Below are 23,450 nucleotides of genomic sequence, written 5' to 3'. Positions count from 1 at the left end.
CTTACCGACCACTTCGGTCAGTTGACCTCGGAAATGATCAGGCGACGCACAAGCCTCGCCGCTACGATTCGTCCACTCCGCCGCGGGTTTCTTCGATCAGCAGGGACGCGACGTCGCTGAACGTGCCCCGACGCCCCAACGCCTCGCGCTGCCGATCGGCCGAGGTGCCCCGGGCCAGCAGGTCCGCGAGCAGGATCCGCACCTCGTCGGTGTCACCGTTCGCGTCCAGCGCCGGGCCGACGTACTCGACCAGGGCGCGGACCGCGTCCGAGGCCGGCACCGCAGCGCCCACGACCGGGTCGAACAGGTCACCGTGCAGACCGGACCGCGCGGCCCGCCAGTCGGCGGCACGCAGCAGCTCCGGTCGCGCCGAGATCGGTGCGACGCCCCGCTCGATCTCGCCGGCCGCGGTGACCACCAGCGCCCGGCCGAGGCCGGTGAGCAGCACCACGTCGTCCACCCGCGGGCAGCCGTCGGTGATCCGCAGCTCGACGGTCGGGTACCGCGCCGAAGGGCGGGCGTCGAAGTAGACCATTCCGGGGTCGGAGATGATCCCGGAGCCGACGAGCGTGTCGATCGTCCGGTCGTACTCGGCGGCCGAACGGAAGCCGTGCACCGGGCCCGCGGTGGGCCAGCGCGACCACACGATCGTCCGGTAGGACGCGTAGCCGGTGTCGGTGTTGGCGAAGAAGGGCGAGCTGGCCGAGAGCGCGAGCAGCACCGGCAGCCAGGGCTGGATCTGCGAGACCACGGCCACCGCGAGATCGCGGTTGGGCACGCCGACCTGCACCTGGAACGCGCAGACGGCCTGTTCCCGGACGAGCTGCTGGTACTCGGCGGCCATCTGCCGGTACCGCTCCTTGGGGAAGACGCCCATCGGCCGGGAACCGGAGTCCGGGACCGTGCCGGCGGTGGCCACCGCGACGTCGTGCTCGGCGGCGGCCTTGATCAGCGCGCGGCGGGCGGCCACGACCTCGCTGCGCACCTCGGTGAGGCTGCGGCAGACCGGGGTCGCGGTCTCGATCGCCGAGCGCAGCAGCTCGGCCTCCGGCTCGTGCTCACCCGGGGTGGGGTTGGCCAGCAGCGTGAGCGCCTCGGGGACGAGTTCGCCGGTCGTCGGGTCGAGGACGTGGAACTCCTCCTCGACGCCGATCGTCGCCCCGACCTTGGTGTCGTCGGCCGGGTCGCGGTACTCGTCGGGCGACGCCGATCGGGTGACCTTCGCGGTGTCGCCGATCATGCGATGCCTCCGCGGGTGATGACCTGGCCGCCGGTGTGCCGGCCCCGGCTGTCCCGGAGCCGGATCCAGCGGTAGCCGTAGCCGGCGAGCGGAATCTTGCTCAGTGTGTGGTCCACCGACGGGTAGTCCCTGTCTGCGAGAAGTTCGTACGGTTGCTCCGCGGAATTCCCCAATGCCGACAGATCAACCGTCACATCCTCATCAGCGAGGTTGTGGAGGAACACCATCGCGCCCCGTTCGGGCTGGTCGGCCTGGTGCGCGAGCACGTGGCGGGGCATCGGGACGTCGACCACGCTGCACGCGCCGAGGCCCACCTCGGGGCACTGACGCAGCGTGCGGATCATGCGCTCGAACCAGCTCAGCAACGAGGTCGGGTTCTGCTGCTGGGTGACGACGTTGATCTTCTCGAGGCCGTACTCGCCCTCGGTGATCACCGGGCGGACGAGCTCCGTCCCGGACGAGAAGCCGCCGTTGACGCTCGGCGACCACTGCATCGGGGTGCGGATCGCGTCGCGGCCGTTGAGGCTGAGGTCCTCGCCCATGCCGAGTTCCTCGCCGTAGCGGATCACCGGCGTACCGCGGAGCGAGAACTGCATCGCGTAGGCCAGCTCGATCCGACGGCGGTCGTTGCCGAGCATCGGCGCCATCCGGCGGCGGATGCCCCGGTCGTAGAGCTGCATGTCCTTCTCGGGGCCGAACTCGGCGAAGACGTCGTTGCGCTGCTCGGCGGTGAGCTTGGAGAGGTCGACCTCGTCGTGGTTGCGCAGGAACGTGGCCCACTGCGCCGACTCGGGGAGCTTCGGCGTGTCGCGCAGGGCGTCGATCACCGGTTCGGCGTCGCCCCGGGCCAGCGCCAGCATCAGGCGGGCGTTGAGCGCGAAGTCGAACAGCATGTGCAGCCGGTTGGCCGAGCCGCCCGAGTCACCGAAGTACTCCCCGACCTCGTCGGGGCCGACGTTGGCCTCGGCCAGGATCACCGCGTCACCACGACGCCACTGCAGGTGGGCACGCAGGTCGGTGAGGAACGCGAAGTCCTTCGGGGCATCCGGGGTGGACTCGATGACGAACGGCGCGGCGTCCATCCGGAACCCCGCGACGCCGAGCTGGACCCAGAACGCCGCTATCCGCTTGATCTCGGCCCTGACCTCGGGATTCGCCGTGTTGAGGTCGGGCATGAAGTCGTAGAAACGGTGGTAGAACCACGACTTCGCGGTGCGGTCGTAGGTCCAGGTCTCTTTCTGCTCGCCCGGGAAGACCATGCCTTCGCGACGGTCCTCGGGCTCGGTGTCGGACCAGATGTACCAGTCGCGGTAGGGCGAGTCCTTGTCCTGCCTGGCCGCCTGGAACCACGGGTGCTGGTTCGAGGTGTGGTTCACGACCAGGTCGATGATGACCCGGATGCCACGGTTGCCCGCCTCGTGGATGAGCTCGGCGAAGTCGCCGAGCGTGCCGAGGCGGGGATCGACCGTGTAGAAGTCCGCGACGTCGTACCCGTCGTCCCGGTTGGGCGTGGGGTGGATCGGGTTGAGCCACAGGCACGTGATGCCGAGACGGGCTAAGTAGTCCAGCCGACTGATCAGCCCGGGGAAGTCGCCGACTCCGTCCCCGTTCGAGTCTTGAAAGGTCTCAACGTCACAGCAGTAAACGACCGCCTCGCGGTACCAGTGCTCGGGCATGCAGCATTACTGCCCCGAGCCTCGCTGAGCCAACCGCTCAGCGTTCGAGGACGGCGGTGACGCCCAGGCCGCCGGCGGCGCAGATGCTGATCAGCGCCCGGCCGCTGCCCTTCTCGGCCAGGAGCTTCGCGGCGGTGGCGACGATGCGCCCGCCGGTGGCCGCGAACGGGTGGCCGGCCGCCAGCGAGGATCCATTGACGTTCAGCTTGGCGCGGTCGACGGCGCCCAGCGGGGCGTCGAACTGCTTGCCGAAGATCGGGTCCTCCCAGGCCTTCAGCGTGGCCAGCACCTGGGACGCGAACGCCTCGTGGATCTCGTAGAAGTCGAAGTCCGACAGCGCGAGCCCGGCGCGGGCCAGCATCCGCGGCACCGCGTAGGCCGGCGCCATCAGCAGCCCCTCGTCGCCGTGGACGAAGTCGACCGCCGCGGTCTCGCAGTGCGTGAGCCAGGCCCGCACCTCCAAGCCGCGCTCGGCGGCCTTCTCCTCGGAGGCCAGCAGGACCGTGGACGCCCCGTCGGTCAGCGGCGTCGAGTTCCCGGCGGTCATCGTGTCGCCGAACACCGGCTTCAGCGTCGCGAGCTTCTCGACCGTCGAGTCCGGCCGCAGGTTCTGGTCGCACTCCAGGCCCAGGTACGGGGTGACGAGGTCGTCGAGGAAACCGCGCTCGTAGGCCGCGGCCAGGTTGCGGTGGCTCGCCGCCGCCAATTCGTCCTGGTCACCGCGGGCGATCTCCCAGGCCGCGGCGGTGAGCGCGGCGTGCTCACCCATCGACAGGCCGGTGCGCGGCTCGGCGTTGCGCGGGATCTCCGGCACGAGGAAACCGGGGCGCGGCCGGGACAGCAGCGCGAGCCGCTCCGGAACCGACCGGGCCCGGTTGAACGCCAGCAGCACCTGCCGGAACTTCTCGTTGAGCACGAGCGGGGCGTCGCTCGCGGTGTCGACGCCACCGGCGACGCCCCAGTCGATCTGGCCCAGCGCGATCTTGTTCGCGACCAGGATCGCCGCCTCCAGGCCGGTGCCGCAGGCCTGCTGGACGTCGTACGCGGGCGTGCGCGGGTCGAGCGCGCTGCCCAGCACCGTCTCGCGGGTCAGGTTGAAGTCACGGCTGTGCTTGATCACCGCGCCGGCGACCACCTCGCCGAGCACCTCACCGGCCAGGTCGTAGCGGGTGACCAGCCCGTCCAGGGCGGCGCCGAGCATGTCCCGGTTGGATGCCCGCGCGTACGGCCCGAACTGGCGCGCGAACGGGATCCGGTTCCCGCCGACGACACCGACCCGCCGAGGTGCTCCGAACATCGGAGGCTCCTTCCGATCTGTTGGCCTCTACCTTACTGATGAGTAGTCTTACCTTCCAGTAAGATCCGGCACTGCGAGGGACTCCATGCGCGATCGCTACCAGCAGCTCGTCACCACCGCTCCCGGCCGTTTCCTGGCCCGCCGCGTAGGCCTGCCCGAGCCGCCGCACCTCCGCCGCCACACGCCCGGCGACCCGCTGATCCCCGGCCCGGTGATCCTCGGCGGCGCCCCCGCCGGGCGCCTGGTGAAGGTCGTCGGGCCGATGCTGGCGGCCGCCGGGGTGGCGGTACGTGAGCTCGGGCCGCGCGCCGAGGAACGCCCCGGCGGCGCCCGGCCGCACGCGCTGGTCTTCGACGCCACCGGCATCACGCGCAGCGAGCAGCTCGTCGCGCTGCACGACTTCTTCGCTCCGCAGGTGCGTGCCGTCGCCCCGAGCGGCCGGATCGTCGTGCTCGGTACCCCGCCGGAGCACTGCGCCGACACCCGCGAGGCCACCGCTCAGCGTGCACTGGAGGGCTTCACCCGCTCGACCGGCAAGGAGGTCAGGCGCGGCGTCACGTCCCAGCTCGTCTACGTGACACCGGGCGCGGAGGAGGGCGTCGAGTCGACGGTGCGCTTCCTGCTCTCCGGGCGGTCGGCGTACGTCTCCGGCCAGGTGATCCGCGTCGGCTCGGCCGAAGTACCGCCGCCCGACGACTGGGAGCGCCCGCTCGCCGGGAAGGTCGCGGTGGTCACCGGCGCCGCACGGGGCATCGGCGAGGCGATCGTCGGTGTGCTCGCCCGCGACGGCGCGCACGTGGTCTGCGTCGACGTGCCGTCGGCGGCGTCCGAGCTGGCCGAGGTGGCGGCGGCGCACGGCGGCGAGGCGTACCCGCTCGACGTCACCGCGGCCGACGCCCCGGCCGCGCTCGCCGGGCACCTGCGTTCCGGCGTCGACGTGTTCGTGCACAACGCCGGCGTCACCCGCGACCGGACGCTCGCCAAGATGGACGCCGCCCGCTGGGAGATCGTGCTGAACGTCAACCTCACCAGCGAGGAGCGCATCAACGACGTGCTGCTCGGCGAGAACGTGCTCCGTCCCGGCGGGCGGATCGTCGCCACGTCCTCGATGGCGGGGATCGCCGGGAACCCGGGTCAGACCAACTACGCCACCAGCAAAGCGGGGGTGATCGGGATGGTGCGGTCGCTGGCGCCGACGCTGGCCTCCCGGGGCAGCACGATCAACGCGGTCGCGCCGGGATTCGTCGAGACCCGGATGACCGCGGCGATCCCGCTGGTGATCCGGGAGGCCGGCCGGCGCATGAACAGCATGACGCAGGGCGGGCGGCCGATCGACGTCGCCGAGACCGTCGCCTGGTTCGCGTCCCCCGGTTCGGCCGGCATCAACGGCGAAGTGGTCCGCGTCTGCGGCCAGTCCCTGCTCGGCGCATGAGCGTCCGGACGCTCGAACACGCACCGAACCTCGCGGTGCTGTACCCGACAGCGCTGCTCAAGCGGGGAGGTGGGACGGAGCTGCCGACCACGGGGCTCGCGCTGCGTCACGTCGCGGTGGAGCGGGAACGGCTCACCGGCTACGCCCGCGTGTGCGGTTTCGGGCTCAGCGACACGCTGCCCGGCACCTACCCCCAGGTGCTGGCGTTTCCGCTGGCGATCGCGCTGATGTCCGAGCGGGGATTCCCGTTCCCGCTGCCGGGCATCGTCCACATCGGCAACACGATCACCCAGCGGCGGCCGATCGCGGTCACCGAGCGGCTCACGTTCGAGGTGCGCGCCGCGAACCTCCGCCCGCACCGCCGCGGCCGCCAGTTCGACGTCCTCACCGCGGCCCGGGTCGGCGACGAGCCGGTCTGGAGCAGCACCGCCACCTACCTCCGCCGGGGCGGCGGCTCCGGAGCGGCGGCCACCGAGCCGGGAGAGGTGCTGCCCACGACCGCGGTGTGGCGGGTGCCGGGGAACATCGGGCGGGAGTACGCCGGCGCGTCCGGTGACCGCAACCCGATCCATCTGCACCCGCTCACCGCGAAGCTCTTCGGGTTCCCGCGCGCGATCGCGCACGGCATGTGGGTGAAGGCCCGCTGCCTGGCCGCGCTCGGCACGCGCCTGCCCGACGCCTACACGGTCGAGGTGCGGTTCGCGAAGCCGGTGTTCCTGCCGTCGACAGTGGACTTCGGGGTCGGCGGCGCGGACTTCTCGGTGGCGTCGGAAGGACGCCCGCACCTCACTGGCCGGGTGGCAGCGGCACCGGCACCGGGGAGCGCCACACCTCACCCCGGATGAGGCTCCCCAGCCCCATCCAGAGCATGTTCATCAGCCGGGTGGCCGCGGTCTCGGGCCTCTCGTCCGGGTGATCGAGCAGCCACTCCGCCATCGACTCACCAGTGCCGACGAGCGCGTGGGCCAGCGCACGAAGCTCGTCGGGGCCGGGGTCGAGCGCACCGGCCGAGTGGATCGCGCGCGCGAACAGGTCGGCGACGTTGTCGACGACGAGCCGGCGGATGCCGGCCACCTCACCGGCGAACTCGCCCTCACCCCGGGCCTGGCGGAACATCACCGCCCAGGCGTCACGGTGCTCGCCGACGAACTCGAAGAACGCCTGCACGGCGGCCCACAGCTGCTGCTCGGCCGGAAGCTCGGGCGCGGCCGCCGCGCTGATCGCCTCGGTGAGCTGACCCCCGGCCCGCCGGATGCACGCGCTGAACAGCTCGCCCTTCGACCCGAGGTAGAGGTAGACCATCGGCTTGGAGATACCGGCTCGCTCGGCGATCTCGTCCATCGACGCCGCGTGGAAGCCACGCTCGGAGAACACGGCCGTGGCCGCGTCCAGCATCTGTTGCTCACGCACCCGTCGGGGAAGACGTCTGGAGGGGCCGGTCACGGTTGCAGCCTACCTATCGGATCAGTAATCTACTCGCGAGTAAGTTTACTACTGAGTAATCCTTCCCGGTCAGAACGAGGACGCGATGTTCAGCCTTGACCTCTCTGAAGAGCAAGACGATCTCCGTGAGTGGGTGCACGGGTTCGCGAAAGACGTCGTCCGCCCGGCCGGGCACGAGTGGGACGAGCGGGAAGAGACTCCCTGGCCGGTGATCCAGGAGGCCGCGAAGATCGGCCTCTACGGCTTCGAGTCGCTGGCCACCTGGTGGGGCGACGAGAGCGGGCTGTCGCTGCCGATCGTCAACGAGGAGCTGTTCTGGGGCGACGCCGGGATCGCGATGTCGATCTTCGGCACGACGCTGGCGGTGGCCGGCATCTTCGCGTCCGGAACGCCGGACCAGCTGGCCGAATGGGTGCCGCAGTGCTTCGGCGACGAGGCCGACCCGAAGCTCGGCGCGTTCGCGGTGTCCGAGGCCGAGGCCGGCTCCGACGTGTCGGGCATGAAGACGCGCGCCCGGTACGACGAGGCCACCGACGAGTGGGTGCTCAACGGCGCGAAGGCCTGGATCACCAACGGCGGCATCGCGAACGTGCACGTCGTCATCGCCTCGGTCGACCCGTCCCTCGGCTCGCGGGGCCAGGCCGGTTTTGTCATCCCGCCCGGCACGAAAGGGCTCAGCACTGCCCGAAAGGTCAAGAAGCTGGGCCTGAAGGCCTCGCACACCGCCGACCTGTTCCTCGACGACGTCCGCATCCCGGGCAGCTGCCTGCTCGGGCCGAAGGAGAAGCTCGACGAGAAGCTGGCCCGGGCCCGCGAGGGCGTGGGCAGCAAGGGGCAGGCCGCGCTGCGGACGTTCGAGGTGAGCCGGCCCACCGTGGGTGCGCAGGCGATCGGCATCGCCAGGGCCGCGTACGAGTACGCGCTCGAGTACGCGAAGGGCCGGGAGACCTGGGGCCGCCCGATCATCGAGAACCAGGCCGTCGCGTTCGCGCTGGCCGACATGAAGATGGAGATCGACGCCGCCCGGCTGCTGGTGTGGCGGGCCGCGTGGATGGGGCGCACCGGCAAGGAATTCGGCGCCGGTGAGGGCTCGATGTCCAAGCTCAAGGCGGGCGAGGTCGCGGTGTGGGCCACCGAGCGGGCGGTGCAGCTGCTCGGCGGCGCCGGGTACAGCCGGGAGCACCCGGTGGAGCGCATGTACCGCGACTCGAAGATCTACACGATCTTCGAGGGCACGAGCGAGATCCAGCGCCTGGTCATCGCGCGGGCGATTTCCGGAGCACGCATTCGATAGTGTGGTTAACTACTCACATGGCACGCACCCTGTCGACGGCCGAGGATCGGCGTGAGACGGTCCTCGGCACCGCGATCGGTGCGTTCGCGGCCAAGGGCTACTTCGGCACGACCACCGTCGAGGTCGCGAAAGCCGCGGGCATCTCGCAGGCCTACCTCTACCGCCTGTTCCCCGACAAGCAGACGCTGTTCGCGGCCGTGGTCGGGCGGGGGTTCCAGCGCATCCTCGAGAGCTTCCAGGACGGCGCCACCGGCGACTCCCCCGACGCGATCCTCTACTCGATGGGCGGCTCCTACGCGGAGCTGATCGCCGACCAGGACCTCCTGCTGCTCCAGATGCACGCCCAGTGCGCGGCGGTCTCGGTGCCCGAGATCAAACGAGCGGTGCGCGAGGGCTACGCGATGCTCGTCGAGTACGCGTGCCGCGCGTCCGGCGCCGACGCGAAAGCCGTGCAGACGTTCTTCGCCAACGGCGCGCTCTGCTCGATCGTCGTCACGATGGACGCCGCCGAGGTCGATGCCCCCTGGGCGCGCGTGCTCGACGACGGCCTGCGCCACCCCTAGAGGAACCTCCAACACCCACCGGCACGCAGCCCGGTGGATATATCTGCTTCGCACCTTGTCCTTCCGGGGTAGACCCCGCTTACGGTGTTACCGACGGCGAAACCCTAGGAGGCTCAGCGTGAGCGGCGTGGAAACCACCCCCACAACGGTCGACGGAGCGGAGACCATCCTCTCGCCCGAAGCGCTGGAGTTCCTGGCTGATCTGCACCGAACGTTCGGCGCTCGCCGCAACGAACTGCTGGCGCGCAGAAAAGAGCGTCGGGCCGAGATCGCGCGCACCGGCAAGCTCGACTTCCTCGCCGAGACCGCGACCGTCCGGGACGACTCGAACTGGAAGGTCGCGCCGGCTCCGGCGGACCTGCAGGACCGGCGGGTGGAGATCACCGGCCCCACCGACCCGAAGATGACGATCAACGCGCTGAACTCGGGCGCGAAGGTGTGGCTGGCCGACCTCGAGGACGCGAACACCCCGCACTGGGACAACGTGATCGGCGGCCAGGTTTCGCTGTACCGCGCCACCCGTCGCGAACTTCGCTTCGAGAGCAACGGCAAGAAGTACGAACTGGGCGACGATCTCGCGGTCGTCGTCACCCGTCCGCGCGGCTGGCACCTCGACGAGGAGCACATCACGGTCGACGGCAAGCCGGTCGCCGGCGCCATCGTCGACTTCGGCCTGTACTTCTTCCACAACGCGAAGGAGCTGCTCGCCCGCGGCAGCGGCCCCTACTTCTACCTGCCGAAGACCGAGAGCCACCTCGAGGCGCGGCTCTGGAACGAGATCTTCACCCGCTCCGAGGCCGCGCTCGGGCTCGGCAACTCCGTCCGCGCCACCGTGCTGATCGAGACGATCACCGCCGCGTTCGAGATGGAGGAGATCCTCTTCGAGCTGCGCGAGCACGCGTCCGGGCTGAACGCGGGCCGGTGGGACTACCTGTTCAGCGTCATCAAGAACTTCCGGGACGCCGGGCCGGAGTTCGTCCTGCCCGACCGGGCCAAGGTGACGATGACCGCGCCGTTCATGCGTGCCTACACCGAGCTGCTGGTGGCCACCTGTCACAAGCGGGGCGCGTTCGCGATGGGCGGGATGGCGGCGTTCATCCCGAGCCGGCGTGACCCCGAGGTGAACGAGAAGGCACTCGCCCAGGTCAAGGCCGACAAGGACCGCGAGGCCGGCGACGGCTTCGACGGGTCGTGGGTCGCCCACCCGGACCTGGTCCCGGTCTGCAAGGACTCCTTCGACGCCGTGCTGAAGGACAAGCCGAACCAGGTCGACCGCCTGCGCCCCGACGTCCACGTGGCCGCCAGCGACCTGCTCGACGTGGCCAACACCCCGGGTGAGGTCACCGAGGACGGCGTCCGGTCGAACGTCTCGGTGGCGCTGCAGTACCTCAAGGCGTGGCTCGGCGGGCTCGGCGCGGTCGCGATCAACAACCTGATGGAGGACGCCGCCACCGCGGAGATCTCCCGCTCGCAGGTCTGGCAGTGGATCCACCAGGGCACGATCCTCGACACCGGCGACGCGGTCACCGAGTCGCTCGTGCGCCGCATCCTCGACGAGGAGGTGGCGAAGCTCGGCGAGGGGTACGACCAGGCACGCACGCTGTTCGAGCAGGTCGCGCTGGCCGACGACTTCGTCGACTTCCTGACCCTGCCCGCCTACGCGCTGGTGCGCTAGATGCTCGACGACCTGCTCGACGAGCTCGACACCCGGCTGGCCGACACCGACGACGCCCTGAAGACCCAGCACGAGCGCACCCCGCCCGGCCGCCAGCCCGTGCACACCGTGTACGTGCCCGCGGACCGGTTCACGGCCGGGTTGCCCGCACGCTGGGGCACCGAGGCGCTGACGCTGCTCGACGAGCACGGGTCGAGCCCGGACGCGTTCGGGCTGCCGGCCGAGGCCGTGGCCGGCGCGCTGCCCCGGGTGCGGGTCAAGCTCGCGGCCGAGCCGATCGAGGACCTGCGTGTCGACTTCGAGGACGGGTACGGCTACCGGCCCGACGCCGACGAGGACGCCGACGCCCAGAAGGCCGGCCAGGCGGTCGCCGCGCTGGCCGGCCGGGACGGTGCCCCGTTCACGCTGGGGCTGCGGGTGAAGTCGATGGAGGCCCGGGACCGGCGCCGGGGTGTCCGGACCCTGGACCTGCTGGTGGGGGCGCTGACCGACGGCCCGGAGATCCCCGGGGCGTTCGTCGTCACGCTGCCGAAGGTGTCGTCGGTCGCGCAGGTCGAGGCGATGCTGTCGGTACTCGACGCGATCGAGACGGACCACCACCTCACCGCCGGAAGCGTGAAGCTCGAGCTGCAGATCGAGCTGCCGAGCGCGATCCAGGGGCCCGACGGGGTCGCGACCGTCGCGAACCTGGTGCGGGCGGCGGGCCCGCGGTGCGCCGGGGTGCATTACGGCACCTACGACTACAGCGCCGCGCTCGGCGTCGCGGCCGCGTTCCAGACGCTGGAACATCCGGTCGCCGATCACGCGAAGGCCGTGATGCTGCTGGCCGCGGTGCAGGCCGGGGTGCCGGCGGTGGACGGTTCGACGAACGTGATGCCGACCGGAACCGCCGACGAGGTGCACGCGGCCTGGGCGAACCACGCCCGGCTGGTGCGCCGCTCCCTGGAGCGGGCCTACTACCAGGGCTGGGACATGCACCCCGGCCACCTGGTGACGCGCTACCTGGCCACCTATGTCTTCTTCCGCGACGCGCTGCCGGCCGCGGTCACCCGCCTGACCACCTACCTCGGCCGCTCCTCCGAGGGCGGCAGCGTGGTCGACGAGCCCGCGACCGCCCGGGCGCTCTCGGCGGTGATCCTCCGCGGCCTCGACTGCGGCGCGTTCACCGAGGACGAGGTCCCGCTCGACGTCCCGGCGCTCCGGCAACTGTCGCGCCCCCGCTCGTAACGCACTCCCCGGCAGCGCGGCCGGTTTCCACAGCACCAGAAAGAAGGTGGCCCGGTGTTGGATGTGGTGATCCGCGCGCGGCGGGTGGTGACCGCGACCGGCGAGGTGGACCGGGCGATCGGCGTGGCCGGGGGCCGGATCGTCGCGATCGAGCCGTTCGACGCCGATCTCGGCGCGGCCGAGGAGCACACGCTCCCCGACGAGCACGTGCTCCTGCCCGGCGTCGTCGACACGCACGTGCACGTCAACGAGCCGGGCCGCACCGAGTGGGAAGGCTTCGCCTCGGCCACCCGCGCCGCGATCGCCGGTGGCGTCACCACGATCGTCGACATGCCGTTGAACAGCATTCCGCCGACGACGGACGCGGCCGCGCTGGAGGTCAAACGCAAGGCCGCGGCCGGTCAGGTGTACTGCGACGTCGGGTTCTGGGGTGGCGTCGTGCCGGGCAACGGCCCCGACCTGCGTGGGCTGCACGACAACGGCGTGTTCGGGTTCAAGTGCTTCCTGCTGCACTCCGGTGTCGACGAGTTCCCACCGGTCGACGCCACGCAGCTGGAAGAAGCACTGAAAGCACTGCACTCGTTCGACGCCCTGCTGATCGTCCACGCGGAAGATTCCCAGGCCATCGACCGGGCCCCCACCGCGCACGGCGAGCGGTACGCCGACTTCCTCGCCAGCCGTCCCCGCGGCGCCGAGAACGTGGCGATCGCCCAGGTGATCGAGCTGGCCCGGTGGACCGGCGCCCGCGTCCACATCCTGCACCTGAGCAGTTCGGACGCGTTGCCGATGCTGGTCTCGGCCCGCCGGGACGGCGTCCGGATCACCGCGGAGACCTGCCCGCACTACCTGAGCTTCACCGCGGAAGCGGTGCCCGACGGCGCGACCCAGTACAAGTGCTGCCCCCCGATCCGGGAGGCGAGCAACCGCGAGCTGCTGTGGGAGGGGCTGCGCAGCGGCGTCATCGACTGCATCGTCTCCGACCATTCCCCCTGCACGCCCGACCTGAAGCGCTTCGACATCGGTGACTTCGGGGTGGCGTGGGGCGGCATCGCGTCGGTCGAGGTGGGCCTGTCGGCGATCTGGTCGGAGGCGCGCACGCGCGGGTTCACGCTCGCCGACGTGGCCCGGTGGATGGCGCAGCGGCCGGCCGAGATCGCCGGCCTCCGGCACAAGGGCCGGATCGCGCTGGGCTACGACGCCGACTTCGCGGTGTTCGAGCCCGACGCCGGGCGGGTCGTCGACCCGGCCCGGCTGCACCACAAGCATCCGGTGACGCCCTACGCGTTCCGTCCGCTCGCCGGACTCGTGCGCGAGACCTGGTTGCGGGGTCGCCGGGTGTCCGGCTCGGAGCCGACCGGGCAGCTTCTGACCAGGGGGAACGCGTGATCGATCTGGCGGTGCGTTCGCTCGGCGGTGCCGTGATCGCGGCGAACGACGAGACGTTCGCGGAGAAGGAGAACCTGATCCGGCCGGACGTCCCGCTCTTCCGGCCGGCCACGTTCGGCCACAAGGGACAGATCTACGACGGGTGGGAGACGCGCCGCCGGCGCTCGCCCGGGCACGACTGGGCGGTGGTGCGGCTCGGCGCGCCGGGGTTCGTGCGTCAGGTGGTCGTCGACACCGCGCACTTCACTGGGAACTACCCCGAGGAGTGCTGGCTCGAAGGCCGGTACGCGAACGGATATTCGGCTCTCGACGACGACGGCTGGACGCCGCTCACCGGCCGGTTGCCGCTGGCCGGCGACTCGGCCAACACGTTCGACGTGCCCGAAGGGCCGCTGGTGACGCACGTGCGGCTGAACATCGCCCCGGACGGCGGGGTGGCCCGGCTGCGGGTGCTCGGCGACGTCGTGCCCGACCCCCGGCGGCTGGCCGGTCTCCCGCTGGACCTGGCCGCACTGGAGAACGGCGGCCGGGTCGAGGACTGCAGCAACCGCTTCTACTCCCCCGCCGACAACGTGCTGCTGCCCGGCCAGGCCCAGACCATGGGGCAGGGCTGGGAGACCCGGCGCCGCCGCGGCGAGGGCAACGACTGGCTGCTGATCCGGCTCGCCGGCCCGGGCCACGTCCGGCAGCTGGTCGTCGACACGACGCATTTCGTGGGCAACGCGCCGGGGGCGGTGCGGGTGCGTGCCGCGGACTCCCCCTCCGGCGACCAGGGCTGGACCGAGCTGCTGGAGCGGCGTCCGCTGTTGCCGGACACACCGCACTGGTTCGCCGTCGACCCGTCGATCCGGGCCACGCACCTGCGGGTGGACGTGTTCCCCGACGGCGGGCTCGCCCGGGTGCGTGCGTTCGGGGAACTGACGTCCGACGGGTGGGAATCGCTGGTGTCGCGCTGGCGGGCGGGCCTACCCGAGGCACTCCGGAACGGGCTCGACGACACCTGCGGGAAACACACCATTCACCGGCCGGTTGCACCTCACAATGAGTTCCATGACGGACCGCAGGGCTCCCTTCATCGTCGGTGACGAACGTACGACTCTGCTCTCGTTCCTCGCCTACCTCCGGCAATCCATCGTCCGCAAAGTCGAAGACCTGTCCGAGGAGGACGCCCGGCGCACGATCACGCCGTCCGGGTGGACCCTCGCGGGGTTGCTCAAGCATCTGACCGTCTCCGAGCGCTACTGGTTCCGGCACGTCTGGGCCGGTGAGCCCGGCGCCGAGTGGGACCGGCACAGCTGGGACGTCGCCGCCGACGTGACCGTCGACCAGCTGGTCGACGACTACCGGGAGGCCTGGAAGGAGTCCGACCGGTTGATCGAGGCCGCGCCGAACTTCGACGTGCCGTGCGCGGAGGAGCACCGCAACCACCGGATGTCACTGCGGTGGGTGATCGTGCACATGATCGAGGAGACCGCGCGGCACGCCGGCCACGCGGACATCTCGCGTGAGCACATCGACGGGTCCACCGGGCGCTAACCCAGGCGCAGCGCCAGGAACAGATCGACCCGGTCGTCGAGACGGCTCAGGTTCCGGTTCGTCAGTTGCTCCACCTTGGCGATCCGGTACCTGACCGTGTTCACGTGCAGGTGGAGCACCTCGGCGCAGCGGCTCCACGAGCCGGCGTGGTCGAGGAACGCGGTGAGCGTGGCCACCAGCTCGGCGTCGTGCGCGCTGTCGTAGGCGAGCACCGGGCCGAGCACCCGGTTGCGGTAGGCGCGACGCACCTCGTCCGGGACGCTGCCCAGCAGCAGCATGTGCGAGTCGATCTCGTCCGCGGTGACGACGGCGGCGGGTTCGGCGCGCGCGGCGGCCAGTCCGGCGGCGTGCCGGGCTTCCTCCAGCGCGGCGAACAGCGCGGGCCCGGCCGGCACCGGGCCGCTCAGCCCGGTCGGTAGCCGCAGGTCGCCGAGGCCGGGCCGGACGGCCGCGAACCCGGCCCTCAGCACGTCGGCCAGCCGGTCACCGGCCCGGGGCACGACGGCGAGCGTGGCCCCGTCCCGGTGACCGACGACCGGGTCGGGCACGGCGGTGCGCAGGATCTCGTCGACGAGCGCGGTGGCTCTGCCCGCGCTGACCAGCACGGTCACCGGGGTACCGGGGGTGATGCCGGCCACCCGCAGCTCGGCCGACACGTCCTGGCCCGCGGTCAGCGCACGCAGCACCTGGTCGGCCAGGCGTCGCTCGGCCCGCCGCCCGGCGTCGACCCGGGCTCGTTCCAGCGCGACCAGGCCGGCCAGTTCCTCGGCGAGCGCGGTCGCGTCGGCGTTCCCGGGCTCGGCGGGGCACGCCACGAACCAGCTGACCGTGCGGTGCCGGTCGGGGGCGTCGGCGGAGAGCAGCCGGATCGGCCCGACCGCGGCCGGAAGCCGCGGTGCGGCGAGGAACGCCCTGGTCAGTGCGGTCTGCTCGGGCGGCGGCGCGCCCGCGATGACCCCGGCCACCGGGCTCAGCACCGCGCACGGTTCGCCGAGCTCGGCCGCGGCGACGTCGAGCAGGCGGTTCAGCCCCGCGCGCCCCGCGAGCACCGCCAGCAACCGCCGACCGACCGGGCGGGAGGGTCGGCCTTCGGCCAGCACCCGCCGCGTGATCTCGGCGAACGACACCGACGCCGGCACCGCGAACAGCGGCAGCCCACGCGTGCGGCACTGCTCGACCAGCTCGTCCGGGACACCGCCGCGGGCCGCCTCCCCGGCGCCGAGCGCCGTCGCTCCGCTGGTCACGACCGCGTCCACGAACGCTTCGACGGCGTCCGGCGACCACCACACCAACCCGGTGAGCACCAGCTCACCACCGGCCAGGTACCGGCCCGGGTCGGGCAGGTCGGTCGTGTAGACGTCGACGATCGCCCGGCTGTCGGCGCCCGCCGGCAGGACCAGCGGCCGCAGCCCCAGGTCATCGGTTCCGAGCAGGTCCCCCAACAGCACCGGCCGCACCTCCTTGGAGGAACCTACAAGCTCCCCGACGCCCAGCTCGCGCGGGTTGGAGCGCGCCCGTCTGTCGCGCCGGCCGCCAAAGATGGCAGAGTTCGCCACACGCGTACCACACGACTAGGGGGCACCGTTGACCAGCGTGGACGCCTTCAACGACGCCGACGCCGAGACGGCCGCGGCGCTCCTGCACCCCTGCTGCGCGTCGACGGCCTGGGCGAAGGCGGTGGTCGCGGGGCGTCCGTACCCCGACCTGGACGCGCTGATCGCCGCGTCGGACCCGGTGGTGAAGGACCTGAGCTGGGCCGACGTCGAGGAAGCCCTGGCCGCGCACCCGCGGATCGGCGACCGGCCGAAGGTCGCGGTCACCACCGAGAAGAGATGGTCGCAGGGCGAGCAGGCCGGGGTCGCCGACGCCGACCGGGAGGTGCTGGCCGCGCTGGCCGACGGCAACGCCGCCTACGAGGCCCGCTTCGGGCACGTGTACCTGGTGTGCGCGTCGGGCCGGTCGGCCGAGGAGCTGCTGGGCATCCTGCAGGACCGGCTGGACAACGACCCGGCGCACGAACACGACGTGGTGCGCGGCGAGCTCGCGGCGATCACCCGGCTGCGCCTGGCGAAGCTGTTCTCATGAGCCTCTCGACGCACGTCCTGGACGCGGTGCACGGCCGACCGGCCACCGGCCTGCGGGTCATCTGGCACGCCGGTGACACGGTCGTCACCCGGGAGACCGACGCCGACGGGCGGATCTCCGCCTTCGGCGACACCGCGCCCGGGGTGCACCGGCTCGTGTTCGCCACCGGGGAGTGGTTCTCCGCGCGAGGTCAGCGCACGTTCTATCCGGAAGTGTCGGTGGTGTTCGAGATAGTCGACGCCGAGGCGCACCACCACGTCCCGCTGCTGCTCTCCCCGTTCGCCTACTCCACCTACCGAGGGAGCTGACCATGGCGTTCACGCTCGGGCCGAACCAGTACGGCAAGGCCGGGGTGCGGTTGGTGAGCGTCGACCGGTCCGGCGATCGGCACGTCGTCACCGACCTCACGGTCGCCAGCGCGCTCTCCGGTGATCTCGAGGGCACGCACCTCACCGGCGACAACAGCGCGGTGCTGGCCACCGACACGCAGAAGAACACCGTGTACGCGTTCGCCCGCGAGTTCGGTGTCGGCGAGCCGGAGGCGTTCGGGCTGCGGCTCGGGCAGCACTTCGTGTCCACCCAGGCGTCGATCCACCGCGCGCAGCTCACGATCGAACAGCACCGGTGGGAGCGGTTCGGGCCGCACTCGTTCGCGCGGTCCGGGGCGGAGACGCGTCGCGCCCGGGTCGTGGTCACCGAGGACGGGGCGGAGGTCTCCTCCGGGCTGGGTGACCTCACCGTGCTGAACACTACCGATTCGGAGTTCCACGGCTTCCCGCGCGACGCGTACACGACGCTCCCGGAGACCACCGAGCGGATGCTCGCCACCTCGGTGGAGGCCTGGTGGGACCACTCGTCCGCCGAGGTGGACTGGGGTGCGGCCTACACCGCGGCGCGCGAGGCCCTGCTGGCCGCGTTCGCCGGGACCTACAGCTACTCGCTGCAGCAGACGCTGTTCGCCATGGGCTCGCGGGTGCTCGCCGAGGCCCCGTCGGTGGCGGAGATCCGGCTCTCGCTCCCGAACAAGCACCACAACCTCGTCGACCTGACGCCGTTCGGCCTCGACAACCCCGACCAGGTGTACGTCGCGCCCACCGAGCCGTACGGGCTGATCGAGGGCACGGTGCGCCGATGACCACCGTGATCGACGGCTGCGCGGTCGCCACCGTCGACGCGGCCGGCACCGAGTACTCCCGCGGGCACGTCGTGGTGTCCGACGGCGTCATCGTGGCCGTCGGTTCCGGTCCGGCCCCCGCGATCGCCGGCGCCGACCGGGTGGACGCCGCCGGGTGCCTGGCCACTCCCGGCCTGGTCAACACCCACCATCACCTGTACCAGTGGGCCACCAGGGCGGTCTCGGTCGACGACGGGCTGTTCACCTGGCTCACGACGCTCTACCCGATCTGGGCGGGCATCACCGAGGCCACCGTGGGCGCGGCGGCCCGGGCCGGGCTGGCGCGGCTGGCGCTGACCGGGTGCACCACCTCCACCGATCACCACTACGTGTTCCCGGCCGCCGGCGGCGACGTGCTCGGCGCCACCATCGCGGCCGCGGCCGAGGTCGGGCTCCGGTTCCACCCGACACGCGGCTCGATGGATCTGAGCGAGAAGGACGGCGGGTTGCCGCCCGACTCGGTCGTGCAGCCGCTGGAGGAGATCCTGGCCGCGGTCGACGCCGCGGTCGCGCAGTGGCACGACCCGTCGCCCGGGGCGATGGTGCGCATCGCGGCCGCGCCGTGCTCGCCGTTCTCGGTGACCCGCGACCTCATGCGCGAGTCGGCCGCGCAGGCCCGGCAGCTGGGCATCCGGTTGCACACGCACCTCGCGGAGACGCACGACGAGGACGAGTACTGCCGCGACAAGTTCGGGATGACGCCGGTCGAGTACCTGGCCGACGTGGACTGGCTCGGCCCCGACGTCTGGCTCGCCCACGGGGTGCACCTGTCCGACGCCGACGTCGCCACGGTGGCCGGAGCGGGCACCGGGGTGGCGCACTGCCCGAGCTCCAACGCCCGGCTCGGGTCGGGCATCGCGCCGGTCGCGGCGCTGGTCGCCGCGGGCGGGCCGCTCGGGCTGGGTGTCGACGGGGCGGCCTCGCAGGAGAACGGCGGGCTCTCCGACGAGCTGCGCCAGGCGCTGTTCGCCGCTCGGCTGCGGTACGGACCGTCCGGGCTCACCGCCCGCGACACGCTACGCATCGCGACGATCGGCGGAGCCCGGTGCCTGGGGCGGGCGGACGAGATCGGGTCGCTCGAGGTCGGGAAGCGGGCCGATCTCGCGCTGTGGCGAGTGGACGGTCCGTTCCACTCCGACATCGTCGACCCGGTCGACGCCCTGGTCTACGCGTCGCCGCCGCCGCTGGCGCGGCTCTACGTCGAGGGTCGCGAGATCGTCCGCGACGACCGGCTGCAGACCCTCGACGTCGAAGCCGCAGGCCGCGCGTTGCGCTCAGCGGCCCAGGCGCTAGCGGCCCGCTGACACCCCCGTAGCCCGCGGGCTCGTCGTAGCCCGCGGGCTCGTCGTAGCCCGCGGGCTCGTCGTGGCCCGCGGGCTCGTCGTGGCCCGCGGGCTCCGTGCGGCCCGCGGGCTCCGTGCGGCCCGCGGGCTCCGTGCGGCCCGCGGGCTCCGTGCGGCCCGCGGGCTCCGTGCGGCCCATGGGCTCACCCGGGGTCGCGGGATCTGGCCGGCCGCCGGACGGCCCCGGGCCGGCGGCCGGTGTCGGGGGGTGGTCAGGTGGTCTTCACCAGGTTGGCGGCGAACTGGGCGGCGCGGGTCACCGAGCCGTCGAACGCGTACCGCAGATGGGCGGCCGCGTTGGCCCCGTTGCCGCAGACCGGGTCACCAGTCGCACAGATGTCGAGCGCCTTGGGCCCGTACAACCGGCTCGCGGAATTGATCGTCTGCCGGGAGAGCCGCAGCGGATTACCGAACACGGTCACGGCCTTGATCCGCGGCGCGAGATTCTCCGGAATCGTGCCACCCCGGCCGAGCGTGGTCCGAATTCCGATCGCGATATCGGTGACGCTCGCACCCTGCGAATACCCACCGATCACGAACTCGGTGTCCGGGCACTGCGCGGCCACCTCGGTGATGTGGTCGCTCATGTCGGTCGCGCCCGGCCCGGCGCTGGTCTGGCTGACGTTCGCGGCGTAGTCGACGGCGTACGAGTCGACGGTGAACCCCGGCAACTGCTGCTGCACCGCGCTGACCAGCGGCCGGCCGAGAATGCCGAGCCCCGGCGCTTCGGTGCTGCCCCGCGCGAACACGACCTGCACGTCGGAGCAGGCGGCGGTGGCCGGCGACGCGGCGAACGCCATTCCGGTGAGACCGGTCGCGGTGAGCGCGACCGCGGTGACGACACGGCGAACCACGAGTAAGACGGACATTGGCTGAGTGGCCCCTCAGTCGGAATGAATGGGACCGGATCACCGTAGGAAGCGAGGGCGCCATCGGGGATCGGCAAGATCACCGGCACCGGCCTTAATTCGCGTTAATCAATTCCTGATTAACGGAATACATTCGCTCAGCGGTACCACTGAACCATGTCATTGCGTCTCCACTTTCGACAATGGCCGTGACCGAACCGATACGCTGCCGGGCATGTGGACGGATCCCGCCCTCACCTACCGGGGCGCGTTGAGCATCCTGGGGAAATACGACCGTCCGCTCTTCGACCGGCTCGAACGGCTGGTGTCGGTCTCGCTGCTCGGCGGCGGTCTGTTCGCGCTCGTCGACCCGAAGAACGACGGCGTCCGCCTGCTCCGCGGCTTCCTGGACGACGTCCACAGCAGGCTGTTGGGCGTCTCCGGTCACGACCGCCTGCAGTTGATCGCGGCGGCACACACCACCGTGGTCGTGTCGGCGTTCTTCGAGGCTGTCCAGGCGCAACTCGGGCCGGGCTACGACGAGCTGGCGTTCACCGACGCGGAGAAGGTCCGGCTGGCGACCGGCTGGCCCGAGCAGCCGCGGCTCGACGCGCTGTCCCAGGCCCCGGTGCCGATCCCGGGGCCCCGGTTCGGGTTCCGGGAGAACCTCGACGAACGACTGGTGCCGTACTTCGCGCGCCTGGCCGCCGACTGCGCGGCGTTCGTGAGCGGGCTGGCCGGGGGCGTCTCGCTCGACCAACCCGATCTCGTGCGGCGCGCGGTGGGCACCTACGAGGCGACGTTCGTCCGCCTCGCCACCGACGTGCCGGAGTTCGGGTTCTGGCTGGTGCTCGGCGAGTCGTCCGCGACCAGGCACGAGATCCGCGCCCTCGAGGAGCGCTTGCGTTCGGTGATCGGGGCGGCGCGCGCTCCGGCGCTGCCGACGCTCGAGGTCGTCGGCCGCCTGAACCGCGGCGTGCTGGGCCGCCCGGTGCTGGGCGATCCGGGTCCGGACGTCGTCGCCGCGCTGCCGACGGTGGAGCAGGCCTACGTCGCGCCGCACCTGCGGGTTGCGGAGGCGGATCGCGGTTCGTCGCCCGCGAACGACCGGTGGTGGTCCGACCAGCGGCTGGTCACCGACGCCTGGCTGTTCTTCGCCGACTACCTGACCTCACCGACCAGCGTCAGCGTGCCGTTGCTGCTGCTCGGGCTGCCCGGCGCCGGGAAGTCGATGCTGACCCGGGTGCTCGCCGCGCGGCTGCCGGTCTCCGGCTGGACCGCGGTGCACGTGCCGCTGCGCCGGGTGCGTGCCGACGCCTCGATCGCGGCCCAGATCCAGGAGGCGCTGGATCTCTCGACCCACGGACGGGTCGGCTGGCCCCAGCTGGCGGAGGACGCCGCGGCCGCCGGGACGATCCGCGTGGTCGTGCTCGACGGCCTGGACGAACTCGTGCAGGCCGGCGGGGTGTCGCAGTCGCGGTACCTGCACGAGGTCGCGGAGTTCCAGGCGGTCGAGGCCGCGCTGGGGCGTCCGGTGGCGGTCGTGGTCACCTCGCGTACGGTGCTGGCCGATCGGGTGCTGATCCCGTCCGGAACGCTCGTCGTGCGCCTGGAGAGCTTCACCGACGAGCAGGTGGCGCAGTGGCTCAGCAGGTGGAACGGGCTGAACGTGGGTTCGCCGGGGTTCCGGGCCCTGTCGTCGGTGCCGCCCGCGCTGGCCGAGCTGGGTCGGCAGCCGCTGTTGCTGCTGCTCGTCGCGCTGTACACGGCGGATCCGGCGGCGCCGTCGCTGGACTCCGGCGTCACCACCGCCGTGTTGTACGAGCGGCTCGTCACGCACTTCCTGCGCCGGGAGGCGCACAAGGAGCCGCACGCCGACGTCGAGCGGGTCGTCGCCGAGCGGCTCCGGCCGCTGACGCTGGCGGCGTTCGCGATGCTCAACCGCGGCCGCGCGTACGTCACCGGGCCCGACCTGGAGGCCGATCTGGCCGCGTTCCTCGGTGGCGCGCCGGAACCGCTCGACCACACGATCCGGACGGTCGGCCGGTTCTTCTTCGTGCACGCGTCGGCGGCCGGGGCCGCCCACGAGCTGCCGACGACGTACGAGTTCCTGCACTCGACGTTCGGCGAGTACCTGGTGGCCTCGCACCTGGCCGCCCAGCTGCGGCCGCCGGTCCGCCGGCCCGAGGAAGCACGGGCGCTGCTCTCGCACGTGCCACTGGTGACGTTCCCCCGGGTCCTGGAGTTCGTCGCCGAGATCGCGGACGACGTCCTGGCCGTACCGCGCGAACTGATCGGCGGGGCGCGGGACCGGCTGACGCCCTGGGCGGCCGCGTCGTACAACCCGCTGGGCCGGGACTCCATCGACCACTACGCCCTCTACACGTTGAACCTGGTGTCGCTGGCCGTGTCCCGGTCACCGGTGCGCCTGGAGGAACTCGCCCCGCCCGGGGCCGAACCGGTGACCTGGTGGCGTTCGCTGGTGCCGCAGTGGCGTGCCGCGCTCGACGACGAGTCCTGGCTGGCGGTGGTGGGCACGTTGACGGTGCGGCCGGGGTGGGTGCTCGAACGGGCGGCGTCCCGGGCGCATCTGGGCACCGCGCCCGCGAACTGGCGGGCCCGCGGCGAGGCGCGCCTGCTCGGAGACGTGCGCCTCGACGCGCTGATCGGAGCCGGCGCCGCCGCCTGGCGCGGAACCGTGCCGGCCGACACCGAGGTCGCCGTGGTGTTCGCCGGCCTGGTCGAGATGCAACTCCACGGCTGGATCCACGTCCGTGTTCTGCGTGCCGCGATCGCGCTGGGTGACCGCCTCCCGCCGCCGGCGTTCGACGTGCTCCTCACGCTGGTGACCCGGATCGCGGCCGTGCTCGCCGATCGGGGATCGGTCGAGCGGGAGGTCGCGCTGGCCTTGATCAACGCGCGGCTACGGCTGTCGGACGATTTCGGGGCCAGCCGTGGCGAGATGTCGGACGAGGCGGTGGTGGCCGCTCACGCCGTGGGTGTTCGCCTGTCGGCACGGGACGAGCCGCTGGACTGGAACGAACTCGGCGCGGAGGTGCTGGAGATCGCGCGGCGCCGGATCGCGGCCCGCGCCGCCGATTAGCGCAGGGCGTCGACGTCGATCGACACCCGGAACGGGACCTCGGTCGTGAGGGTGCCGGTGGTGACGGTCGGCACGATCTCGGCGCCGCCGTCCGGGGTCAGGCGGTACTCGAGCTTTCAATAGCCCGG

The 23,450-nt window shown here is 71.9% G+C and carries 20 protein-coding genes; 14 read left to right on the top strand and 6 right to left on the bottom strand.

Going from position 1 to position 23,450, the window contains the following annotated elements; translation table 11 throughout:
- Nucleotides 1-61: 61 nt before the first annotated feature.
- Genes ABD437_RS22230 through ABD437_RS22220 form a run of 3 tightly spaced genes read right to left on the bottom strand, consistent with a single transcriptional unit; the run spans nucleotide 62 to nucleotide 4,213 of the window.
- Nucleotides 62-1,240, bottom strand: a complete 1,179-nt coding sequence (locus ABD437_RS22230; protein ID WP_344650828.1) for a carboxylate-amine ligase — start codon at nucleotides 1,238-1,240, stop codon at nucleotides 62-64.
- On the bottom strand, nucleotides 1,237-2,916 hold the full coding sequence (locus tag ABD437_RS22225; RefSeq protein ID WP_344650827.1) for an alpha-amylase family protein: 1,680 nt from the start codon (nucleotides 2,914-2,916) through the stop codon (nucleotides 1,237-1,239). Before ABD437_RS22225 ends, ABD437_RS22230 begins: the two co-directional genes overlap by 4 nt.
- Nucleotides 2,917-2,953: 37 nt before the next feature.
- Complete coding sequence (locus ABD437_RS22220) at nucleotides 2,954-4,213, bottom strand: acetyl-CoA C-acetyltransferase (protein ID WP_344650826.1); 1,260 nt, start codon at nucleotides 4,211-4,213, stop codon at nucleotides 2,954-2,956.
- 85 nt (nucleotides 4,214-4,298) lie between these two features.
- On the opposite strand from ABD437_RS22220, the gene ABD437_RS22215 reads away from it, so the two are divergent.
- A complete protein-coding gene (locus tag ABD437_RS22215) occupies nucleotides 4,299-5,645 on the top strand; it encodes a 3-oxoacyl-ACP reductase (protein ID WP_344650825.1) in 1,347 nt (448 codons plus the stop codon).
- Nucleotides 5,642-6,490 (top strand): MaoC family dehydratase, encoded by an 849-nt coding sequence (locus ABD437_RS22210; protein WP_344650824.1) that lies wholly within the window; start codon nucleotides 5,642-5,644, stop codon nucleotides 6,488-6,490. Before ABD437_RS22215 ends, ABD437_RS22210 begins: the two co-directional genes overlap by 4 nt.
- On the opposite strand, the gene ABD437_RS22205 is transcribed toward ABD437_RS22210, so the two are convergent.
- Nucleotides 6,432-7,040, bottom strand: coding sequence for a TetR/AcrR family transcriptional regulator (locus ABD437_RS22205; protein ID WP_425558215.1), 609 nt, complete (start codon nucleotides 7,038-7,040; stop codon nucleotides 6,432-6,434). The genes ABD437_RS22210 and ABD437_RS22205 overlap by 59 nt on opposite strands.
- Nucleotides 7,041-7,173: 133 nt before the next feature.
- Here ABD437_RS22205 and ABD437_RS22200 point away from each other — a divergent pair, with 133 nt between their 5' ends.
- From ABD437_RS22200 to ABD437_RS22170, 7 genes are all read left to right on the top strand, one after another.
- The gene (locus ABD437_RS22200) at nucleotides 7,174-8,382 is read left to right on the top strand and encodes an acyl-CoA dehydrogenase family protein (RefSeq protein WP_344650822.1); all 1,209 of its coding nucleotides are present in this window, start codon (nucleotides 7,174-7,176) and stop codon (nucleotides 8,380-8,382) included.
- Nucleotides 8,383-8,399: 17 nt separating this feature from the next.
- Nucleotides 8,400-8,945 carry a TetR/AcrR family transcriptional regulator gene (locus ABD437_RS22195; RefSeq protein WP_344650821.1) on the top strand — a complete coding sequence of 182 codons (546 nt, stop codon included), beginning with the start codon at nucleotides 8,400-8,402 and terminating at the stop codon, nucleotides 8,943-8,945.
- A 127-nt stretch (nucleotides 8,946-9,072) separates the two neighbouring features.
- Complete coding sequence (aceB, locus tag ABD437_RS22190; RefSeq protein ID WP_425558214.1) at nucleotides 9,073-10,620, top strand: malate synthase A; 1,548 nt, start codon at nucleotides 9,073-9,075, stop codon at nucleotides 10,618-10,620.
- Complete coding sequence (locus tag ABD437_RS22185) at nucleotides 10,621-11,847, top strand: DUF6986 family protein (RefSeq protein ID WP_344650819.1); 1,227 nt, start codon at nucleotides 10,621-10,623, stop codon at nucleotides 11,845-11,847.
- A 57-nt stretch (nucleotides 11,848-11,904) separates the two neighbouring features.
- Nucleotides 11,905-13,233, top strand: a complete 1,329-nt coding sequence (gene allB, locus ABD437_RS22180; protein ID WP_344651004.1) for an allantoinase AllB — start codon at nucleotides 11,905-11,907, stop codon at nucleotides 13,231-13,233.
- Entirely contained in the window at nucleotides 13,230-14,318 is a 1,089-nt protein-coding gene (alc, locus tag ABD437_RS22175) for an allantoicase (protein ID WP_425558203.1), read from the top strand. The genes allB and alc overlap by 4 nt, the downstream gene beginning before the upstream one ends.
- Nucleotides 14,284-14,769, top strand: a complete 486-nt coding sequence (locus tag ABD437_RS22170) for a DinB family protein (RefSeq protein WP_344650818.1) — start codon at nucleotides 14,284-14,286, stop codon at nucleotides 14,767-14,769. Before alc ends, ABD437_RS22170 begins: the two co-directional genes overlap by 35 nt.
- Here the strand turns inward: ABD437_RS22170 and ABD437_RS22165 are convergent.
- Nucleotides 14,766-16,217 (bottom strand): PucR family transcriptional regulator, encoded by a 1,452-nt coding sequence (locus ABD437_RS22165; protein ID WP_344650817.1) that lies wholly within the window; start codon nucleotides 16,215-16,217, stop codon nucleotides 14,766-14,768. The genes ABD437_RS22170 and ABD437_RS22165 overlap by 4 nt on opposite strands.
- Before the next feature lie 145 nt (nucleotides 16,218-16,362).
- On the opposite strand from ABD437_RS22165, the gene uraD reads away from it, so the two are divergent.
- From uraD to ABD437_RS22145, 4 genes are read left to right on the top strand one after another with little or no spacing between them, the layout of a single operon-like run.
- Complete coding sequence (gene uraD, locus ABD437_RS22160; RefSeq protein WP_344650816.1) at nucleotides 16,363-16,854, top strand: 2-oxo-4-hydroxy-4-carboxy-5-ureidoimidazoline decarboxylase; 492 nt, start codon at nucleotides 16,363-16,365, stop codon at nucleotides 16,852-16,854.
- Nucleotides 16,851-17,162, top strand: coding sequence for a hydroxyisourate hydrolase (gene uraH, locus ABD437_RS22155; protein ID WP_344650815.1), 312 nt, complete (start codon nucleotides 16,851-16,853; stop codon nucleotides 17,160-17,162). The genes uraD and uraH overlap by 4 nt, the downstream gene beginning before the upstream one ends.
- Before the next feature lie 2 nt (nucleotides 17,163-17,164).
- On the top strand, nucleotides 17,165-17,989 hold the full coding sequence (pucL, locus tag ABD437_RS22150) for a factor-independent urate hydroxylase (protein WP_344650814.1): 825 nt from the start codon (nucleotides 17,165-17,167) through the stop codon (nucleotides 17,987-17,989).
- A complete protein-coding gene (locus tag ABD437_RS22145) occupies nucleotides 17,986-19,332 on the top strand; it encodes an 8-oxoguanine deaminase (protein ID WP_344650813.1) in 1,347 nt (448 codons plus the stop codon). Before pucL ends, ABD437_RS22145 begins: the two co-directional genes overlap by 4 nt.
- Nucleotides 19,333-19,583: 251 nt before the next feature.
- Here the strand turns inward: ABD437_RS22145 and ABD437_RS22140 are convergent, their stop codons facing one another.
- Nucleotides 19,584-20,240, bottom strand: a complete 657-nt coding sequence (locus ABD437_RS22140; RefSeq protein ID WP_344650812.1) for a cutinase family protein — start codon at nucleotides 20,238-20,240, stop codon at nucleotides 19,584-19,586.
- Between the two features lie 214 nt (nucleotides 20,241-20,454).
- Between ABD437_RS22140 and ABD437_RS22135 the strand changes: the two genes are divergently transcribed.
- Entirely contained in the window at nucleotides 20,455-23,322 is a 2,868-nt protein-coding gene (locus tag ABD437_RS22135; RefSeq protein ID WP_344650811.1) for an NACHT domain-containing protein, read from the top strand.
- Nucleotides 23,323-23,450 lie beyond the last annotated feature (128 nt).

Source organism: Cryptosporangium japonicum (assembly GCF_039524755.1).
Lineage (GTDB): Bacteria > Actinomycetota > Actinomycetes > Mycobacteriales > Cryptosporangiaceae > Cryptosporangium > Cryptosporangium japonicum.
The sequence above is the reverse complement of the archived record's forward strand: the minus strand, read 5'-3'. Positions and strand labels throughout refer to the sequence as shown.

Bases quoted from the DNA above. Each gene is read 5' to 3' on its own strand.
- ABD437_RS22140 (WP_344650812.1), bottom strand. From the start codon at position 20,240: ATGTCCGTCTTACTCGTGGTTCGCCGTGTCGTCACCGCGGTCGCGCTC.
- ABD437_RS22210 (WP_344650824.1), top strand. From the start codon at position 5,642: ATGAGCGTCCGGACGCTCGAACACGCACCGAACCTCGCGGTGCTGTAC.
- ABD437_RS22170 (WP_344650818.1), top strand. From the start codon at position 14,284: ATGACGGACCGCAGGGCTCCCTTCATCGTCGGTGACGAACGTACGACT.
- ABD437_RS22200 (WP_344650822.1), top strand. From the start codon at position 7,174: ATGTTCAGCCTTGACCTCTCTGAAGAGCAAGACGATCTCCGTGAGTGG.
- ABD437_RS22215 (WP_344650825.1), top strand. From the start codon at position 4,299: ATGCGCGATCGCTACCAGCAGCTCGTCACCACCGCTCCCGGCCGTTTC.
- uraH (WP_344650815.1), top strand. From the start codon at position 16,851: ATGAGCCTCTCGACGCACGTCCTGGACGCGGTGCACGGCCGACCGGCC.
- ABD437_RS22225 (WP_344650827.1), bottom strand. From the start codon at position 2,916: ATGCCCGAGCACTGGTACCGCGAGGCGGTCGTTTACTGCTGTGACGTT.
- ABD437_RS22145 (WP_344650813.1), top strand. From the start codon at position 17,986: ATGACCACCGTGATCGACGGCTGCGCGGTCGCCACCGTCGACGCGGCC.
- pucL (WP_344650814.1), top strand. From the start codon at position 17,165: ATGGCGTTCACGCTCGGGCCGAACCAGTACGGCAAGGCCGGGGTGCGG.
- ABD437_RS22135 (WP_344650811.1), top strand. From the start codon at position 20,455: ATGTGGACGGATCCCGCCCTCACCTACCGGGGCGCGTTGAGCATCCTG.
- ABD437_RS22205 (WP_425558215.1), bottom strand. From the start codon at position 7,040: ATGCTGGACGCGGCCACGGCCGTGTTCTCCGAGCGTGGCTTCCACGCG.
- ABD437_RS22185 (WP_344650819.1), top strand. From the start codon at position 10,621: ATGCTCGACGACCTGCTCGACGAGCTCGACACCCGGCTGGCCGACACC.
- ABD437_RS22220 (WP_344650826.1), bottom strand. From the start codon at position 4,213: ATGTTCGGAGCACCTCGGCGGGTCGGTGTCGTCGGCGGGAACCGGATC.
- ABD437_RS22195 (WP_344650821.1), top strand. From the start codon at position 8,400: ATGGCACGCACCCTGTCGACGGCCGAGGATCGGCGTGAGACGGTCCTC.
- ABD437_RS22230 (WP_344650828.1), bottom strand. From the start codon at position 1,240: ATGATCGGCGACACCGCGAAGGTCACCCGATCGGCGTCGCCCGACGAG.